The organism is Lonsdalea britannica, assembly GCF_003515985.1.
Taxonomy (GTDB): Bacteria; Pseudomonadota; Gammaproteobacteria; order Enterobacterales; family Enterobacteriaceae; genus Lonsdalea; species Lonsdalea britannica.
In genome coordinates this window covers 33,792-51,200 of the sequence record NZ_CP023009.1, presented here as the reverse complement: position 1 = coordinate 51,200, position 17,409 = coordinate 33,792, and the positions used below count along the sequence as shown (strand labels likewise).

Below are 17,409 nucleotides of genomic sequence, written 5' to 3'. Positions count from 1 at the left end.
AGCCGAACAGACGGCTTGGCACATCATTATCAACCCACGGCGTCGATATCGTGTACGGGATAAATCGTGGTAGAATCGGTATCCCGATAAAACAAACCGTCGGCTTCATTCAGGAACATACCAGCCTCGCAGAAGACGCCTTCTTCAATCGGCACCACACGGTAGCCCGGCAACGCAAACTGATCATCAGCCAAAATCACATTTTCCACACGGCGACTACTTTCAGGAAGCAACGCGACTCTTTTTGTCATTTTTACCACTCCACAATCAACATGCCGGGTTGGCCTTCGGCCCCTACACCATCGATGCCCGTAGAGCCACCACCGCCCCCCACGCCATAACCATAACCTTTAAAAGCTCTCACGCCTTCGGCACTTCCTCTAGCGCTTGAGCGGACCATTCCACCACCGCCGCCAAATGGGCCGGAGGCACCAGCGCCACCTGCACCTGAAGCAATAATAGAAGCGCCGGATTCAATAATTGAGGTTCCACCCACACCATCATTACCAAAGCTGCCGTTGGGATATCCGCCGCCGCCTCCACCACCAAATTGGTTATTACTGCCACCGCCGCCTCGGTCACCGCCGCCGCCGCCTGCCAGCGTCAAATAGTGGCCGAATGTTGTTGCGCCCCCGGTGGATCCAGGAGTGCCGTCGTTAGCAACTTGAGTTGAGCCCGCAGAGCCTGCAGCACCGATAGTGACAGCAATGACTTCGCCTGGCGTGACGTTCACAGCCTCTTTAATGATGGGTTGGCCAGCGCCACCACCACCACCGCCACCACCCCATTCGTAAGTCAGCGTTCGACACCCGCCGCCGCCGCCGCCGCCGCCGCCGCCACACCCAGACAGATAAACGGTGGATACCCCCTCCGGCACGACGAACTGTCCGCTGGTCAAAAATTTCTGCAATCCACGTGTCCGGGCAATCTCCTTCTGGACGTTCTCTCTAAATCCCAGATTCTCACGGAACTGTGCCTTATCAGCGATGTCTGCACCGTTTTGGTCAATGGCCATTTTGCCGGCGAGCGTCTTGCCTACCGACTCGGCATAGTTAGCATCAATGGCCGATTTTACGAATGCCGTGGTCGCGATTTGCGTGGTGCTTACCGCCGGTTCGGCGGTCGGTGCGGTAGGAATACCGCTCAGCGCTGGGCTATTGGATGGCGCTTTTTTCGCCAGTGAATTAGCGACCGTCGACGCAAAATTAGCATCATTACCCAACGCGATGGACAGTTCTTTCAGCGTATCCAGCGCCGCCGGGGATCCATCGACCAGCGCGGCCACAATACTTTTCACAAATGCCGTCGTCGCCAGTTGATCGCTGTTGCTGTCGCTCGCGGGCGTGGGTGCTTTCGGCGTGCCGCTGAAGGTCGGGTTCAGCTTTGGCGCGTACTGCGTGTGCGGGTCGGCTGCGGATTCGTGCTGCGAAAGACCGGCGCTGGTCGCGTCCAAATTATCTTTAAGGTAGCGGGTGCGATAGGCCAGCTCCTGCGCCTGACGGTTGGATATCCCGCCGGGGCCGCCCACCACCGGGTCCGAGGTTTCCAACTGGTATATACCGTCGGTCCACTCGGCTTTTTCTGTTAACTCTGCCATTAGATATCTCCGTGATTATTGTTCGTTGTTGTCTCTTCCGGACGATATTCCGCATCGCTATACACCGTCATTTCAACCCAGCAGGGGTATCCGTGTTCATCGGTACCCAGCGTTTTTCCCGCCTGAGCGACAGAAAATAGACGTAGCGTCGATTCATCCACATCAACCCCATCGTCTGGCCAAGTGCCTGCAGCGCTATAAGCTTGTTCCAAAATATAGGGATAAAACATACCGTTAGAAAATTTATACATACGTCCTCACATTCCAACAGCCCACCAGTTGATCGCGGTGGCTGCTGTGCCGTTATTTAAAAAAAACTGTGCGCTTGCGTGCGGTACTGGCGACGATTTACGTCGCAGAGTTGTGTTTGACGGATTGACATCATCGTAAATGCAGCCCATCACGCAAAACGCATAGCTAGGGAATGGGATATTAAAATTGACCGTTACCGGCGAGGCGGCCCCAGTTACGCTTTGCCCCCATTGAATAATCAGTCCACCAGGCAAAAGTCGCCATCCGTTGAAGTCATTCAAACCCGCAAAAGACGACATATCCGGGATCTGATTTTGACCGGTTCCCACCCCGCGTTTTGCCGCTTCCCCTAAACCAAGGTTTTCGAGAGTGCCTACCGCGACGCGATTTGCCACAATCCCCCGTCATCACAGCCGTGAATCGGGAGGGGAAATGGCAAAAATCGGCTATATGAGGGTGTCAACAAGTGACCAATCGAACTATTTACAGCGCGATGCATTAATTAGCGCAGGTTGTGACCAGATTTTTGAAGATCGAATGAGCGGTAAGGTTGAGAACCGGCCGGGGCTAAAGCGGGCGTTGAAGTGCTTAGAAAAGGGCGATTCGCTCATCGTGTGGAAGCTGGACCGACTGGGGCGCAGCGTGAAAAACCTCATCGCGCTGATTTCCGAATTGCACGAGCGCGGGATACATTTCCGCTCCCTGACCGACAGTATCGATACCGGCACGGCGATGGGCCGCTTTTTCTTTCATGTCATGAGCGCGTTGGCGGAGATGGAGCGGGAGCTGATCGTCGAACGCACTCTGGCGGGCATGGCCGCCGCTCGCGCACAGGGGCGGATAGGGGGAAGGCCGAAGGCGTTGTCTCCGACGGACCGCGAGATGATCGCCCGACTCCTGGCCAACGGTTATGACCGACAACAGATTTCGCTCACCTACGGCATCGGACGCTCCACGCTTTATCGCTATTTTCCGGCTGGGAAAAAAATCGATGGCGCCTGATCGCCGGGCCATCGGTTTCTGCGGCTAATGGCGTTTTTTCTATCGATAAATCAATATCCTGTCGAATAAAATTGAACGCGGCAGGCTGTCTTCGAGCCTGCCTTCAGGAGGGGGGAGAGGCACATCAGCGATAGCTAAATCGCTGTCAGCATAGAAATGCTGCAAGCGGCCCAGAAGATTATGTCGCGAAGTCACGGCGCCGTCGCTCTGCTGGGCGAAGGTGGCCACCACGGTACCTTGGACATTGAATGATTCGCCGCACCTTACTTTTACGTCGCTTCGATTAACGAATCGATAAAAGCGTTTATGTTGCAATGAAAGGTAGGGGGAAAAGATGGGGAATAGTCTGTGTGAAGACACAACGCCCGAAAACGGCGGAAATTTTTGGGGGAGATATTTTCCGCACGTCACTCATTCGTCGACTAAAAAAACACCGAAAATCTATTTCAATCACGGAAAAACCTGTGACCAACAGTTATCACTCTCCCACTGTGATAATTATTGTGGCTGGGGTCAGGATGGATATGAACGGATTGCCCTTAAAGCTTACTGATCGTAAGCCGTGAGCAAACATAATGTGTATGACGGCGCTGTAGGTATGAATGTTTTTGTTTGGTGCTGACGGCTGAGATGTTGAACGCGGGTACGTTAAGACTCTGCATATGAATCAGGGCATTAAGGATGAATCGATGAATTGCATTGGTGAGGTTAGGGGGAGATATGGATTTGACCCTATATATCCAGACGTTTTTGCTCTCTTACGGTTGCGATAACTTCCTGCGTATATATTCCCGTGGTGAGCGATATCCCAGTGCACTATGCGGATGATGTTCGTTGTAATGACTGAACGCCACCGCCAGATTCATCACCGCTGCCTGGCTGTCCGGTTTCGGCATGATGCTGATGTAGTCCCGTTTTATCGTCTTCACGAAGCTTTCTGCCATGCCGTTGCTTTCCGGGCTTCGCACTGCTGTCGTGCAAGGCTCCAGTCCCAGCAACCGGGCGAACGCCCACGTTTCATGAGCCCTGTAGGCTGAACCGTTATCCGTCAGCCACTCCAGCGACTCTGTTGGCAACTGCCTTCCGAAGCGTTTTTCCACCGCACCCAGCATGACATCCTGCACCGTTTCTTTGTCATAGCCTCCGGTGCTCGCTGCCCAGTCAATGATCTCCCTGTCGCAGCAGTCCTGCGCGAAGGTCACCCGCAGCTTTTCGCCATTATCACAGCGGAACTCAAAGCCATCTGAGCACCAGCGCCGGTTACTTTCCGCTACTGCTACGCGCCCCTTATGGGCCCGCTTACGGCAAGGAGCAGCGGGTTTACGTTCAAGAAGCAGATTATGCGTTCTCATAATGCGATACACCCGCTTCGCATTAACCACAGGCAGGCCGTCCCGCTCCGACTCCCGTCGCAGCAGCGCCCATACACGGCGATAACCATACGTCGGCAGGTCAGCCACCGCCATGTTTATCCGGGACAATACGGTGGTATCGTCAGAACGGGGCTGCCGTCTGCGATCCTGCCAGTCAGAAGGCCGGTGAACCCTGATGCTCAGTTGCGCACGCGACACACCAATACTCCGGCAGACGTCGGTTAGTCGTCGTCCCCGGGCAACAAGGGCGCATGCGCAATCCATTTTTTTGCCCGACCGAACTCCACGGCCTCTTTAAGGATCTCGGCTTCCATCGTCTTTTTGCCCAGAAGGCGCTGGAGCTCGCGGATTTGCTTATTGGCGGCAGCGAGCTCGGAGGCCGGCACTACTTCCTCGCCCGATGCAACAGCCGTCAGCGAGCCGTCTTCATATTGCTTGCGCCATTTGAATATCTGGTTTGCATTGATGCCATGCAGGCGCGCGACATGAGACACGGTCATACCGGGTTCCATAGTCTGCTGAATAATGGCAATTTTTTCCTGCGGAGTACGGCGGCGACGCCGTTCAGGCCCTGATAACACGTCAACCATCTTATCGTTCTGACTGGTATTAAACATAGTTCCAAGACTACCTCTTATTTTAAGAGAGTCGAAGTGTCTGGTGATCTATGGGGCCAGTCTAAGATATAGCACGTGCTCTCAGCGTTATGATTTTTTTGAGAACGAACGAAAACCCAGCTTCATCCTCGCAGTCGCGAGAGAAATATGAGTCAGGATTCTGGATGAGTTACTGCAGAAAAACCGAAGATGGTGGGTCGTGCAGGATTCGAACCTGCGACCAATTGATTAAAAGTCAACTGCTCTACCAACTGAGCTAACGACCCGCAGAAGTGGTGGGTGATGACGGGATCGAACCGCCGACCCCCTCCTTGTAAGGGAGGTGCTCTCCCAGCTGAGCTAATCACCCACTTCTGTAACACATTTTAGAGACCAAGGCGCTGGCTGATAAGTGGTGGGTGATGACGGGATCGAACCGCCGACCCCCTCCTTGTAAGGGAGGTGCTCTCCCAGCTGAGCTAATCACCCACTTATCACACTTAATCTCTTCACAGCGGAGCTCTTTACTAAGTAAAGAGTGGTGGGTGATGACGGGATCGAACCGCCGACCCCCTCCTTGTAAGGGAGGTGCTCTCCCAGCTGAGCTAATCACCCGCGCTGTGTGGAGTGGCATTATAGGGATAGTTCATAGTGAGTCAACGCTTTTTAAAACTTAAATGGCTGTTCGTCGTAAAATTAGTCAGAGAGCTTTATTTGTGTGCATTAGTGTTGAAATCGTAAGCATTTTGGCGGGAGAGGGCGTGGGCATACGATGTTATTGCGTTGAGGAATCGAAGTAGAGTGATAGAATATTGCCCACTTTTAATATGAGCTTGCGTCGGTATTCACTGACAGCCGTTGAGTAATAAGGCCGTAATCCCCATGAAAATCAAAACCCGTTTCGCTCCCAGTCCTACTGGTTATCTTCACGTCGGCGGCGCCCGTACCGCACTCTATTCATGGCTGTTCGCGCGTCATCAGGATGGCGAATTCGTATTACGTATAGAAGATACCGATCTGGAGCGTTCAACCCAACAGGCTATCGATGCCATCATGGATGGTATGAACTGGCTGGGTCTGGACTGGGATGAAGGTCCGTATTACCAGACTAAACGTTTCGATCGCTACAATGCGGTCGTTGATGAAATGCTGGAAAACGGGACTGCTTATAAATGTTACTGCTCCAAGGAGCGTCTTGAGGCGCTGCGTGAGCAGCAAATGGCGAATGGCGAAAAGCCCCGTTATGACGGCTGCTGCCGCGATTCCCACGAACATCATGCTGACAATGAGCCGCACGTCGTGCGTTTTCGTAACCCGCAGGAAGGCTCCGTCATCTTTGATGACAACATTCGCGGCCCTATCGAATTCAGTAACCAGGAACTGGATGATCTGATTATTCGCCGCACCGACGGTTCGCCAACGTATAACTTCTGCGTGGTGATCGACGATTGGGATATGGAAATTACCCATGTCATCCGCGGGGAAGATCACATTAATAACACGCCTCGTCAGATCAACATCCTGAAAGCGCTGGGCGCGCCGGTACCGGAATATGCACATGTTTCGATGATTCTGGGCGACGATGGTAAAAAACTGTCTAAACGTCATGGCGCTGTGGGCGTGATGCAATACCGTGACGATGGTTTCCTGCCGGAAGCTTTGCTGAACTATCTGGTACGTCTGGGCTGGGCGCATGGCGATCAGGAAGTCTTCTCTATAGAAGAAATGAAACAGCTATTCACTCTGGATGCCGTCAGCAAATCAGCTAGCGCGTTCAATACTGAAAAGCTGCTGTGGCTGAATCACCACTACATTAATCATTTACCGGCGGAGTACGTTGCGACGCAGCTGTCCTGGCACATTGAACAAGCTGGCATTGATACCAGTAATGGTCCGCAGCTGAGTGAACTGGTCAAACTATTGGGCGAACGTTGCAAAACGTTGAAAGAGATGGCGGCATCCTGTCGTTACTTCTATGAAGAGTTCGACGCATTCGATGCCGATGCCGCGAAGAAGCATTTGCGTCCGGTCGCTCGTCAGCCGTTGGAGCTGGTTCGCGCTAAACTGGCGGCGATTACTGAGTGGACGCCGGAAAATATTCATCATGCTATCCAAAGTACGGCCGACGAGCTGCAGCAGGGGATGGGCAAAGTGGGTATGCCGTTGCGTGTTGCGGTCACGGGTGCCGGCCAGTCACCGGGTGTTGATGTCACCGTTCACGGTGTAGGTCAAAAACGTGCATTGGCCCGTATCGATCGTGCGCTGTCATTCATTGCTGAGCGCGAAGCACAGCAATAATCACCGGCAGAAAAATAGCCTCAGTAAAACCCCGCGAGCGTAGGCTACGCGGGGTTTTTTATGGGGTAGCTGAAAGATTGCGGCGGGATTTGAATATCAGTAATGATGCGGCTCCGAGGCTGTTTCGATCCCCGTCCTGAACGTGTCGCGCACCGTATGAAATAGCGCGATGAAAGAGAACCTGATGACCGCGTTTTGCTCAGCTTGACGGCTTTTTCAGCGGTCGACCGAGTAAATGGATTTAGCCGTTGACACTACCGATGGCGTTGCATATCATTCGGCCCGTTCACACAGATGTTGTGTCAGGACGGGGCTATAGCTCAGCTGGGAGAGCGCTTGCATGGCATGCAAGAGGTCAGCGGTTCGATCCCGCTTAGCTCCACCAAACTCCATGTTTGGGTATCACTGAAACAGATCTATCGTGTGGGGCTATAGCTCAGCTGGGAGAGCGCTTGCATGGCATGCAAGAGGTCAGCGGTTCGATCCCGCTTAGCTCCACCAATATTCCTTCCCGCTTTTCCTCTAATTCTTCTTTTATCTCAAACTCATCTATCTTTAGCTTTGTTTTCTAAATTTCTGCCAATTTTTCAATGAATTGCCCCCGTTCGAATGAACGAAGACCGTCGGCGACATCATTTTTCGTCAGGGAGCTGCGGCATCCAGTCGATAGGCGAGAGTCCTTGCTGCTCCAGCAGATGATTAGCCTGTGAAAAATGCCTGCATCCCATAAAGCCGCGATGCGCTGAGAGCGGTGAAGGGTGTGGCGCTTTCAGCACGTGGTGACGCTGCTGATCGATGATGTTGCCTTTTTTCTGCGCATGCGATCCCCACAGCAGAAAAACAATCCCCTCACCATGTGAATTAAGCGCTGCGATCACTTTGTCTGTAAACGTTTCCCATCCCAGATTGGCATGCGAGTGCGCTTTTCCGCCTTCCACCGTGAGAACGGTGTTAAGCAGTAAAACGCCTTGCTGAGCCCAGCTCTGTAGAAAGCCGTGCCGTGGAATCTCAAAGCCGGGGATATCGCTGGCCAGTTCTTTATAGATGTTGGCGAGTGACGGCGGCGCCGGGATGCCGGGGCGGACGGAAAAAGAGAGGCCATGCGCCTGATTCGGACCGTGATAAGGATCCTGACCGAGAATAACGACTTTGACATCGTGGAATTCGGTATAGCGAAAAGCGTTGAACACGTCTTGCTGAGGAGGGTAGATCACTTTTCCCGCTTCTCGTTCCTGGTGAACGAATTTCAGCGTATCAGTGAAGTAGGGTTGTTGTTTCTCCTGGGACAGTACGTCGTGCCAGGTCAGGGAAGTTGCCATCAATGCGCCCTTGTCCATTCAATCAATCCGGCTAGCTTACCGTCCAATCCCGAAGAGGTAAAACCATAACCGGACTATTCGCAGCGTCAGCGTTGTTTTAACAAAAAAATTGAAAAAATATAGGATTTTTTGCAAAGCGCGCAAGGTGGGTAAAATTGATATAAAACAAAAGATTGCCATCGGTGGTTGAATTTTCAAACGGAAGAAATTGATTTGAATCAATGATTGTGGGGTGTTTGGCTGGTATATAGGTTAGCAGATTCAGTCGGGTTTACCCTGATGTTAAACAACTGGCAGATTTGTTACTGGATACGAGATTCACATTCAGACTTACACGCCGTGCTACGGAGGCAATCATGATTACAGGTATTCAAATCACCAAGGCAAACAACACCGCATTGGTTAATTCTTTCTGGTTACTGGATGATGAGAAATCAGAGGCGCGTTGCGTTTGTTCAAAAGCGGATTACAGCGAAGATCAAATTGTGCCAGTCAGCGATCTGGGTCAGTTCGAATATCGTGAAATTCCTCTGGAGCTGAAACCAGAAGTTCGCGTTGAAGGGGGCCAGCACCTGAATGTCAACGTACTGCGCCGTGAAACGCTGGAAGATGCGGTCAAGAATCCGGAAAAATACCCGCAGCTGACCATTCGTGTATCCGGCTATGCGGTCCGCTTCAACTCGCTGACGCCAGAACAGCAGCGCGACGTTATTGCTCGTACTTTTACAGAAAGTCTGTAATCGAGATCGACGTCATTTAAAACGGATTAACCGTATAGAACGTATAGAAAAGGGAGCCTTGGCTCCCTTTCTTGTTGTCTGTGACCGGTCCTAAAGGCAAAACGCCCAATGAAGTTCATTGGGCGTTGTAAGACAGCGGATCGCAACATGTACCGATGTCTTAGACCGCTTCATTGACAGGCGGCTGGGAGATTATTTTTTATCGGCCGGTTTGTCCGCGCTATTGCTAGGCTGACGACGTTTACCAATATTTTTGCTATCGCGATGACGCACTTTCGTCTTGGTCTTCGGCTTCTCTTTCTGCTTTTTCTCTTCGCGCTTCGCCAGGACTTTCTTCGACGGCTTACCGGTGATTTTCGCACTCGGCGCACGCGTCGAAGGACGCAGCTCATCAACCACTCTGGCTTTCATCTGCTCGTTCAGGTAGCGGCTGATTTTCCCCAGCAGTAGATGGTCGTGCGCTTCCACCAGCGAGATGGCGCAACCTTTACGACCGGCGCGGCCGGTACGGCCGATGCGGTGCAGATAGGTATCTGCCGTGCGAGGCAGGTCAAAGTTGAATACGTGACTGACATCATTGATGTCGAGTCCGCGCGCGGCGATGTCGGTTGCCACCAGCACGTTGACTCGGCCGTCGCTCAGGCGTTTGATGGCCTCATTGCGCTTGGCCTGCACCATTTCACCTTCCAGATAGCAGGTTTCGATGCCCGCTTCACGCAGCCATGCAACCATTTCATGCACGCGCTCACGCTTGCGCACAAAGACGATGGAGCGAGTGACGTCCGGCTGTTTCAGCAGATGACACAGCAGCGCGGTTTTGTGCTGGAGATCGTCTGCTCGGTAGTACCATTGCTGGATCTTTTTACGTTCGCGACGTGACGGATCGGCTTCAACTTCAACCGGTTCTTTCAACAGGCGTTCGGCGAAGTCCTTGATGGCATCGCCTTCCAGCGTCGCAGAAAACAGCAACGTCTGTTTACGCCAGCGCGTTTCACCGGCGATGTGTTCAATATCCTGTGCGAATCCCATGTCGAGCATGCGGTCGGCTTCATCCAGGATCAGCGTTTCCACCGCGCGGCAGTCGAAGTTTTCTTCTTTGATATATTGCAGCAAGCGGCCGGTCGTCGCGACGACGATATCCTGGTTCTCGCTGAAGACTTCGGCGTGGTTCATATAAGCGACGCCGCCGGTGATGGTGGCGATATCCAGATGTGTCTGCGCGGCCAGAATCTTGGCCTGCTCAGCCACCTGCATCGCCAATTCTCGCGTAGGCGTCAGAATCAGTATGCGCGGCGGTCCGGATTTTTTACGTGGGAAGTCGAGCAGATGCTGCAATGCCGGTAGCAGATAGGCGGCAGTTTTCCCGGTTCCTGTTGGTGCAGAGCCTAGAACGTCCCGTCCGTCCATTGCTGGGGGAATGGCGGCAGCCTGAATTGCCGTTGGGCGGGAGAACCCCATATCCTGCAGGGCGTTTAGCAGGCTTTCATCAAGATCAAACTCGGAAAAATTGGTCGCTGTCATTATCTACCTCTATTTGGGGCGCCGATTATAGACTCATTGGCCCGGTTGTTCATCTCTTTAAGCGATGCAGACGACTTTTACTGCGTCAGAGTTTCTCCTATGCTAGCGCGGTTTAACAGGAAAAGACGCAAAATGACTCAGCCTTTATCGACGCCGGCGGTACGTTCCGGCGGATTCACCTTTAAGCAATTTTTCGTGGCGCACGATCGCTGCGCGATGAAAGTCGGGACGGACGGCATTCTCCTCGGCGCGTGGGCGCCGGTGCCGAAAGCAGGTCGACTGCTGGATATCGGCTGCGGTTCCGGGTTAATTGCGCTTATGCTAGCGCAACGTACGAAAGGGCGGCTGTCGATAGATGGCGTAGAGCTGGATGCCGCGGCAGGGCAGCAGGCAAAAGAGAACGCGGTGGCTTCGCCCTGGCGCGAGCAGATGACCATTTACACGGCGGATATCGCTGACTTCACGGAACGAACCGAAGAACAGTACGCGCTGATTGTTAGCAATCCGCCTTATTTCGTTCCGGGAGTGAGCTGCCGTTCAGAGTCGCGCGCTCAGGCCCGCTATACTACCTCTTTGACCCATCAAGAATTATTGCGTTGCGCGAAGGCGAAATTGACGGCCGATGGGCTTTTTTGCGTCGTGTTGCCCTACGATGTCGCGGAGATGTTTGTGCCGCAGGCTGAAAAAGAAGGATGGCGCTTGTCATTACGGACGGATGTCCGTGAGTCTGCGTCGCGCCCCGCACATCGAACGCTACTGGCGCTCTCGTTGCAGCCGGGGGCGACCGAGCGGTCTTCGCTGGTGATTCGAGATGAGGAGGGTCACTATTCCGACGCCTACCAGGCGCTGACACGCGATTTTTATCTGTCTATGTAAGGCATGGAAAGACGGTGTTACATATGCGTAGCCCCCGGAATAGCGGGATTTGGCGCACGTGGTTGGCCGAAGTGTGGTACAACTAGCCGCAAGAGTACAGGTCGGTCTGGTACTGAAATCACATCGGCGATCACACAAAGCAGAAAAGACTTTTTTGAAACGGAACTTAATGATGTGTATGGACTCCAAGCGAGTGCTTGCTCAAAGATTTAGAACGTGGCTGGCATTACGTAACCTATGCGTGGAGACAAATTTGAGGAGATATTACCTCGGATGAGCGAGCAGTTAACAGATCAGGTTCTGGTTGAGCGGGTCCAGAAAGGCGATCGGAAATCGTTCAATTTACTGGTTGTTCGTTACCAGCATAAAGTAGCGAGCCTGGTATCTCGTTACGTCCCTCCGGGCGACGTACCGGACGTTGTCCAGGAATCATTTATCAAAGCCTATCGTGCGCTCGAGTCTTTTCGCGGCGATAGTGCATTTTATACGTGGTTGTATCGTATTGCGGTTAACACGGCGAAAAACTATCTCGTTGCCCAAGGGAGGCGACCTCCGTCGAGTGACGTGGACGCCAGCGACGCTGAGAATTATGAAAATGCCAGCGCGTTAAAAGAAATATCGAACCCTGAGAATTTAATGCTGTCTGATGAGTTGCGTCGGATAGTGTTCCGCACGATTGAGTCATTGCCGGAGGATTTACGACTGGCAATCACGCTGCGAGAACTGGATGGACTGAGCTATGAAGAGATAGCCGACATCATGGGCTGTCCGGTCGGCACCGTGCGATCGCGTATCTTCCGTGCACGCGAAGCTATTGATAATAAAGTACAACCGCTTATTCAGCGTTAACTTGTTGTGAACGTTCATCATGACCGATTTGACAAGGTAAGGGTGTAAGGTATGCAGAAAGAAAAACTTTCCGCTTTAATGGATGGCGAGGCTGTCGACAACGAACTGCTGAGCGCTTTGTCGAAAGACGAGACACTGCAGGAAAGCTGGCAGCGTTACCATGTAGTACGCGATACATTGCGCAATGATGTCTGCGAACACGTCTTGCACGTCGACGTCGCAGCCAGTGTCGCGGCAGCATTAGAGCAGGAACCTGTTCTCTTCAACCCGCAGGCGGTGCCCGAATCCCAGCCACATCCTCGGACCTGGCTAAACCTGTCGTTCTGGAACAAGATCCGTCCATTGGCGGCGAATCTGACGCAAATTGGTGTCGCGGCCTGTGTTTCTCTGGCGGTCATCGTTGGCGTGCAGCACTACCAGCAAGGCGGTGTCGCGACGGACGGCGCGGTCGAAGCCCCGGCATTCAGTACGCTTCCTGCTTTAGGCACCGCATCGCCGGTCAGCCTGAGCGTACCGGCTGAAACCGGCGTCAGCACGGTGGGACAGCGTCAGCAACAGGCTCAGCATGAGCGCATCAATGCGTTGCTGCAGGACTATGAGCTGCAGCGCCGAGTGCACTCTGACCAACTGCGTTTCGACCAACATGAAGATCAACAGGCTGCCGTTCAGGTGCCTGGAACCTAATCATTAGGAATGCAGCCGCAGTAATGAAGCGCTTTTTGTTTATCACCGCGCTGCTTTTCGGCGGCGCGAGTTACTCTGGCATCGCCCCGGCTCAGGACAACTCCGGGGCGATGTTGCAACAAATGAGCCGAGCCAGCCAGTCCCTGAGCTATGAAATCTATTTCATCAACGTATCCCGTCAGGGGATTGAGTCTTTTCGCTATCGTCACACGTTAGCGGGGAAGGAAACGTTGGCTCAGTTGCTTCATCTCGACGGTCCGCGTCGTGAAGTGGTTCAACGTGCTCGTAATATCAGCTATTTCGAAACCAACCTTGATCCTTTCACGCTATCCGGCGATCACATGGTCGATGCGCTGCCCGCGTTGATCTACGCGAATTTCTCTCGGCTGTCTGCTTATTACGACTTTATCCCTACCGGGCGCATTCGTCTTGCCGATCGTCAGAGCGACGTCGTACGTATTGTCTCCCGTGACGGCACGCGCTTCAGCTATGTGATTTGTCTGGATGCGACGTCAAGGCTGCCGCTGCGAGTCGATTTGCTGGACCAAAATGGCGAACTGCTGGAGCAGTACCGCGTTTTGTCCATGACGGTGGACGGTTCGGTGCAGTCAGAGATGAAAAATCTGGATCGTATGAGTCTACCGCCGCTGTTGAGCGTTCCCACGGCACCATCAGCCGACTTCGCATGGTCGACGCAGTGGCTGCCGAGCGGCGTTGAAGAGATCTCGCGTAGCCAGCGACCGCTTCCCAGCGGAGGCGTGCCGGTGGAATCTCGCCTCTACAGCGACGGCTTATTCAGCTTTTCTGTCAACGTGAGCCCGGTTGGCGACACCCACCCGGACCAAAACGCGTTGCTAGGACGGCGGATGATCCACTCCGTCGTGCGCGACAAACACGAAATCACCGTGATTGGCGAATTGCCGTTGGCTACGGCCAAGCGTATTGCCGACAGCGTGAGCTTTAAGAACCCCTGACCGTTATCGGACAGGGGCCTTGGCATGGTATGAACTATGCTGGATGTCAGGTCGGATCAATCGTCTTATCGAGGCGCCGACCTTGATTTCCCGTAGCAAGACTCGCTTCCTTATATCCCGGCCTGTATGGCCCGTGAGCGACGAGGTAACCCCCGTCTTTTTCAGGCATCATCTCCCGCCGCTCATGCCGCACAGCAACCGGCTTTCTTCCGCAAGGCGAATAGGGGGACTCCGTGATGATAAACCATCTTAATAGACGGCCCATGACTAGGTTTTCCCCCGTATGGCATGTAGAATGCTGCGATTCGGGCCTATGACAACGGTCAGCGTTGTCGGCTAATGCGCATGCCGATCGGCAAGACTTCAGAAATACCAAGGTAGAAAAACTTTAATAATGAAGCATATACGAAATTTTTCCATCATTGCCCACATCGACCACGGTAAGTCGACGCTTTCTGACCGCATCATTCAAATTTGTGGTGGTTTAACCGAGCGTGAAATGGCTGCGCAGGTTCTGGATTCTATGGACCTCGAGCGCGAACGCGGGATCACCATCAAAGCACAGAGCGTTACGCTGGATTATAAGGCCACTGACGGCCACACCTATCAGCTGAACTTCATCGACACTCCGGGACACGTCGACTTCTCGTATGAAGTTTCCCGCTCTCTGGCCGCCTGTGAAGGCGCGCTGCTGGTGGTGGATGCGGGACAGGGCGTAGAGGCGCAGACGCTGGCTAACTGTTATACGGCGATCGAAATGGATCTGGAAGTCGTGCCGGTCCTGAACAAGATTGACCTCCCTGCGGCCGATCCGGATCGTGTGGCTCAGGAAATCGAAGATATTGTCGGGATTGATGCGACGGACGCCGTGCGTTGCTCGGCGAAAACCGGTGTCGGCGTACCCGACATCCTCGAGCGACTGGTGCGAGATATCCCTGCGCCGGTAGGCGACCCGGAAGCGCCGCTGCAGGCGTTGATCATCGACTCCTGGTTCGATAACTATCTGGGCGTGGTATCTCTGATCCGGATTAAAAATGGCTCCCTGCGCAAGGGCGACAAGATCAAAGTCATGAGCACCGGTCAGGTCTACAACGCCGAGCGCTTGGGCATATTTACCCCGAAACGTGTCGATCGCGATACGCTGAACTGTGGCGAAGTGGGCTGGTTGGTCTGCGCGATCAAAGACATTCTGGGCGCGCCGGTCGGCGATACGCTGACGCTGGCGCGTAAACCGGCGGAGAAAGCGCTGCCGGGCTTCAAGAAAGTGAAACCTCAGGTTTATGCGGGTCTGTTCCCCGTCAGCTCCGATGACTACGAGTCGTTCCGCGATGCGCTGGGCAAACTCAGCCTGAACGATGCTTCCCTGTTTTATGAGCCGGAAAGCTCAACGGCGCTGGGCTTCGGTTTCCGCTGTGGCTTCCTGGGTCTGCTGCACATGGAGATCATTCAGGAGCGTCTGGAGCGTGAATACGATCTGGATCTGATCACCACGGCGCCGACGGTGGTGTACGAAGTTGAAACCACGGCCGGTGAAGTGATTTACGTAGACAGCCCGTCCAAGCTGCCGGCGATCAACAACATCGCGGAGCTGCGTGAGCCTATCGCTGAGTGTCACATGTTGATGCCGCAGGAGTTTCTGGGCAACGTCATCACGCTGTGCGTGGAAAAACGCGGCGTGCAAACCAACATGGTGTACCACGGCAACCAGGTGGCGCTGACGTACGACATTCCGATGGCGGAAGTGGTGCTGGACTTCTTCGACCGTCTGAAATCCACCTCTCGCGGTTATGCGTCGCTTGACTACAATTTCAAGCGGTTCCAGGCTTCCAATATGGTGCGCGTCGACGTCCTGATTAACGGCGAGCGCGTCGATGCGTTGGCGTTGATTACGCACAACGACAATGCGCCGTATCGCGGTCGCGATCTCGTGGAAAAAATGAAAGAGCTTATCCCGCGTCAGCAGTTTGATATTGCGATTCAGGCGGCGATCGGCAACCACATTATCGCGCGTTCCACCGTCAAGCAGCTGCGTAAAAACGTGCTGGCCAAATGCTATGGCGGCGACGTGAGCCGTAAGAAAAAGCTGTTGCAGAAGCAGAAAGACGGTAAGAAACGAATGAAACAGGTCGGCAACGTTGAGCTGCCGCAGGAAGCGTTTTTGGCCATTCTGCACGTGGGCAAGGACAGTAAATAATTTCATAGGAGTTGGCATGGCCAATATGTTTGCCTTGATTCTGACGCTCGCCACGCTGGTTACCGGCGTCGTGTGGTGTCTGGACCGTTTCAAATGGGCGCCCGCACGGCGCGCCAGACTGGCTCATTCAAGCCAGCAGTCGGACGGTACGGCTGGAGAACAGACGCTCTCCAGCAGCATCAAACAGCCGGGTTGGATTGAAACTTGCGCCTCGGTATTCCCCGTTTTGGCTGTGGTGCTGGTGGTGCGTTCATTCATCTATGAACCGTTTCAGATCCCGTCGGGTTCGATGATGCCGACGCTGTTGATCGGTGATTTTATCCTGGTGGAAAAATTTGCTTACGGCATTAAAGACCCGATTACCCAGACGACGCTGATTGAAACCGGACATCCTAAACGTGGCGATATCGCCGTCTTTAAATACCCGGAAAATCCGAGTCTGGACTACATCAAACGCGTTGTGGGCCTGCCGGGCGATCGCGTGAGCTACGATCCTGTCGCCAAACAGGTGACGATCCAGCCTGCGTGTTCACAGTCTTCTGATTGCGATAAAGCGTTGGCCGTCACCTATAGCAACGTGCAGCCGAGCGACTTTGTCCAGACCTTTAATGGGATGGGCGGGGAAAGCAGCAACGGTTTTTATCAGATCCCGACGGGTGAGCAAGCAAATGGCATTCGTCTGACGACGCGTAAAGAAACCCTGGGCGACGTCACGCACGATATTCTGACGGTTCCGATCGCACAGGATCAGCTGAGCCTGTACTATCACCAGCCTCATCAGCCGTTAAGCACATGGGTTGTGCCGGCCGGCAGCTACTTCATGATGGGCGATAACCGTGACAACAGCGCAGACAGCCGTTACTGGGGCTTTGTGCCGGAGAGAAATCTGGTCGGTAAAGCCACGGCAATCTGGATGAGCTTTGAAAAACAGGAAGGCCAATGGCCTACTGGCGTACGCCTGAGCCGTATTGGCGGTATTCACTAATACAACGTAATAAACACGCGGTATCTTTGCGCCTTCCGTTGTAGAATATTTTCGACATAAATAAACGCAGGCTCCCTCACGGGAGCCAGTGCAAACGAAACAGTTTTGGCACTATAAGAGTTCAGCAGGGCTGTTCCGTATGCTGTGGT

17 protein-coding genes and 6 tRNA genes are annotated in these 17,409 nt (G+C 53.6%); 11 read left to right on the top strand and 12 right to left on the bottom strand.

Annotated elements, in window-relative coordinates:
• Nucleotides 1-29: 29 nt before the first annotated feature.
• Genes CKQ53_RS00250 through CKQ53_RS18550 form a run of 4 tightly spaced genes read right to left on the bottom strand, consistent with a single transcriptional unit; the run spans nucleotide 30 to nucleotide 2,244 of the window.
• Nucleotides 30-251, bottom strand: a complete 222-nt coding sequence (locus CKQ53_RS00250) for a hypothetical protein (RefSeq protein ID WP_094118919.1) — start codon at nucleotides 249-251, stop codon at nucleotides 30-32.
• A 2-nt stretch (nucleotides 252-253) separates the two neighbouring features.
• Nucleotides 254-1,597 (bottom strand): glycine-rich domain-containing protein, encoded by a 1,344-nt coding sequence (locus tag CKQ53_RS18910; protein WP_094118918.1) that lies wholly within the window; start codon nucleotides 1,595-1,597, stop codon nucleotides 254-256.
• Nucleotides 1,597-1,848 carry a tail fiber assembly protein gene (locus tag CKQ53_RS00230; RefSeq protein WP_094118917.1) on the bottom strand — a complete coding sequence of 84 codons (252 nt, stop codon included), beginning with the start codon at nucleotides 1,846-1,848 and terminating at the stop codon, nucleotides 1,597-1,599. Before CKQ53_RS00230 ends, CKQ53_RS18910 begins: the two co-directional genes overlap by 1 nt.
• 6 nt (nucleotides 1,849-1,854) lie before the next feature.
• The gene (locus CKQ53_RS18550; RefSeq protein ID WP_208640019.1) at nucleotides 1,855-2,244 is read right to left on the bottom strand and encodes a gp53-like domain-containing protein; all 390 of its coding nucleotides are present in this window, start codon (nucleotides 2,242-2,244) and stop codon (nucleotides 1,855-1,857) included.
• A 37-nt stretch (nucleotides 2,245-2,281) separates the two neighbouring features.
• On the opposite strand from CKQ53_RS18550, the gene CKQ53_RS00220 reads away from it, so the two are divergent.
• On the top strand, nucleotides 2,282-2,851 hold the full coding sequence (locus CKQ53_RS00220) for a recombinase family protein (RefSeq protein WP_085653206.1): 570 nt from the start codon (nucleotides 2,282-2,284) through the stop codon (nucleotides 2,849-2,851).
• Nucleotides 2,852-2,890: 39 nt separating this feature from the next.
• Here CKQ53_RS00220 and CKQ53_RS18340 read toward each other — a convergent pair whose 3' ends face one another.
• The 6 genes from CKQ53_RS18340 to CKQ53_RS00195 all read right to left on the bottom strand — a co-directional run bounded on the left by CKQ53_RS18340 (nucleotide 2,891) and on the right by CKQ53_RS00195 (nucleotide 5,435).
• Nucleotides 2,891-3,079: a hypothetical protein gene (locus CKQ53_RS18340; protein WP_139824083.1), complete on the bottom strand. Its 189-nt coding sequence runs from the start codon at nucleotides 3,077-3,079 to the stop codon at nucleotides 2,891-2,893.
• 530 nt (nucleotides 3,080-3,609) lie between these two features.
• A protein-coding gene (locus CKQ53_RS00215) for an IS3 family transposase (RefSeq protein ID WP_100053542.1) occupies nucleotides 3,610-4,814 on the bottom strand; the annotation gives its coding sequence in 2 pieces (ribosomal slippage) (nucleotides 3,610-4,496 and nucleotides 4,496-4,814; 1,206 coding nt in all).
• 217 nt (nucleotides 4,815-5,031) lie between these two features.
• Nucleotides 5,032-5,107 (bottom strand) — tRNA-Lys (locus CKQ53_RS00210).
• 7 nt (nucleotides 5,108-5,114) lie between these two features.
• Nucleotides 5,115-5,190, bottom strand: a tRNA-Val gene (locus CKQ53_RS00205).
• 43 nt (nucleotides 5,191-5,233) lie between these two features.
• Nucleotides 5,234-5,309: transfer RNA gene (locus CKQ53_RS00200), tRNA-Val, on the bottom strand.
• 50 nt (nucleotides 5,310-5,359) lie between these two features.
• A tRNA-Val gene (locus CKQ53_RS00195) sits at nucleotides 5,360-5,435 on the bottom strand.
• 267 nt (nucleotides 5,436-5,702) lie between these two features.
• On the opposite strand from CKQ53_RS00195, the gene gltX reads away from it, so the two are divergent.
• From gltX to CKQ53_RS00180, 3 genes are all read left to right on the top strand, one after another.
• On the top strand, nucleotides 5,703-7,118 hold the full coding sequence (gene gltX, locus CKQ53_RS00190) for a glutamate--tRNA ligase (RefSeq protein ID WP_118894507.1): 1,416 nt from the start codon (nucleotides 5,703-5,705) through the stop codon (nucleotides 7,116-7,118).
• Between the two features lie 309 nt (nucleotides 7,119-7,427).
• Nucleotides 7,428-7,503 (top strand) — tRNA-Ala (locus CKQ53_RS00185).
• 40 nt (nucleotides 7,504-7,543) lie between these two features.
• Nucleotides 7,544-7,619 (top strand) — tRNA-Ala (locus tag CKQ53_RS00180).
• Nucleotides 7,620-7,750: 131 nt separating this feature from the next.
• Here the strand turns inward: CKQ53_RS00180 and ung are convergent.
• The gene (gene ung, locus CKQ53_RS00175; RefSeq protein WP_094118862.1) at nucleotides 7,751-8,437 is read right to left on the bottom strand and encodes a uracil-DNA glycosylase; all 687 of its coding nucleotides are present in this window, start codon (nucleotides 8,435-8,437) and stop codon (nucleotides 7,751-7,753) included.
• Between the two features lie 356 nt (nucleotides 8,438-8,793).
• Between ung and grcA the strand changes: the two genes are divergently transcribed.
• Entirely contained in the window at nucleotides 8,794-9,177 is a 384-nt protein-coding gene (gene grcA / locus CKQ53_RS00170; RefSeq protein WP_085653178.1) for an autonomous glycyl radical cofactor GrcA, read from the top strand.
• 192 nt (nucleotides 9,178-9,369) lie between these two features.
• On the opposite strand, the gene srmB is transcribed toward grcA, so the two are convergent.
• Nucleotides 9,370-10,698, bottom strand: coding sequence for an ATP-dependent RNA helicase SrmB (srmB, locus tag CKQ53_RS00165; protein ID WP_085653179.1), 1,329 nt, complete (start codon nucleotides 10,696-10,698; stop codon nucleotides 9,370-9,372).
• 132 nt (nucleotides 10,699-10,830) lie between these two features.
• On the opposite strand from srmB, the gene trmN reads away from it, so the two are divergent.
• The 6 genes from trmN (at nucleotide 10,831) to lepB (ending at nucleotide 17,260) form a co-directional block, all read left to right on the top strand.
• Complete coding sequence (gene trmN / locus CKQ53_RS00160) at nucleotides 10,831-11,574, top strand: tRNA(1)(Val) (adenine(37)-N(6))-methyltransferase TrmN (protein ID WP_094118861.1); 744 nt, start codon at nucleotides 10,831-10,833, stop codon at nucleotides 11,572-11,574.
• Nucleotides 11,575-11,847: 273 nt separating this feature from the next.
• Nucleotides 11,848-12,423 (top strand): RNA polymerase sigma factor RpoE, encoded by a 576-nt coding sequence (gene rpoE, locus CKQ53_RS00155; RefSeq protein WP_026741430.1) that lies wholly within the window; start codon nucleotides 11,848-11,850, stop codon nucleotides 12,421-12,423.
• A 51-nt stretch (nucleotides 12,424-12,474) separates the two neighbouring features.
• A complete protein-coding gene (rseA, locus tag CKQ53_RS00150) occupies nucleotides 12,475-13,107 on the top strand; it encodes an anti-sigma-E factor RseA (RefSeq protein ID WP_118894503.1) in 633 nt (210 codons plus the stop codon).
• 23 nt (nucleotides 13,108-13,130) lie between these two features.
• On the top strand, nucleotides 13,131-14,081 hold the full coding sequence (gene rseB / locus CKQ53_RS00145) for a sigma-E factor regulatory protein RseB (RefSeq protein WP_085653187.1): 951 nt from the start codon (nucleotides 13,131-13,133) through the stop codon (nucleotides 14,079-14,081).
• Between the two features lie 394 nt (nucleotides 14,082-14,475).
• Entirely contained in the window at nucleotides 14,476-16,275 is a 1,800-nt protein-coding gene (gene lepA / locus CKQ53_RS00140) for a translation elongation factor 4 (RefSeq protein ID WP_085653189.1), read from the top strand.
• Nucleotides 16,276-16,291: 16 nt separating this feature from the next.
• Entirely contained in the window at nucleotides 16,292-17,260 is a 969-nt protein-coding gene (gene lepB / locus CKQ53_RS00135; RefSeq protein WP_094118859.1) for a signal peptidase I, read from the top strand.
• Nucleotides 17,261-17,409 lie beyond the last annotated feature (149 nt).